The 435-nt window shown below is 66.0% G+C and carries 1 protein-coding gene; it reads right to left on the bottom strand.

Translation table 11 applies throughout. From position 1 onward, the window contains the following. Nucleotides 1–14 precede the first annotated feature (14 nt). Nucleotides 15–167 carry a hypothetical protein gene (locus tag EXE44_RS20485; protein ID WP_158293510.1) on the bottom strand — a complete coding sequence of 51 codons (153 nt, stop codon included), beginning with the start codon at nucleotides 165–167 and terminating at the stop codon, nucleotides 15–17. Nucleotides 168–435 lie beyond the last annotated feature (268 nt).

Below are 435 nucleotides of genomic sequence, written 5' to 3'. Positions count from 1 at the left end.
GTTCGCTCCGGGACTCACCACTGGTGGCCGCCGATGTCCACGATCGAATGACACCGGGCGCACTCGGAGACGACGAGGGGGTCCGACGAGGACTGGTTCGTCACGTCGTCGTCCGGACCGGTCGGGCCGCCGCACCGCTTACAGACCATCGTACGATTCGCTTCCATCAGGGTCGCTCAGACGCGCCCGGCGGAGATAACTCATGCCATTTGGCATCAACCGGCTCGCCAGTCGAGCGGTCCGTCCGGATTCGACTCCGGCGACGACGCTGTGAGAGGCGCACGCGCCGTATCCGATATATCCGCGAAACACAGCCCTAACGGCGCATTTCGACGAACCCATGAACCGGATTTTCAGGCCGCTCCGGGCCTCAGCCTTCCGGCTCGAACCGGTACCGCGTCGTCGACGCGCCGTCGATCCGCGGTCCCGCGCCGA

Source organism: Halorubrum sp. SS7 (assembly GCF_005435055.1).
GTDB classification, from domain to species: Archaea; Halobacteriota; Halobacteria; order Halobacteriales; family Haloferacaceae; genus Halorubrum; species Halorubrum salinarum.
This window is presented reverse-complemented; position numbering and strand designations above follow the sequence as displayed.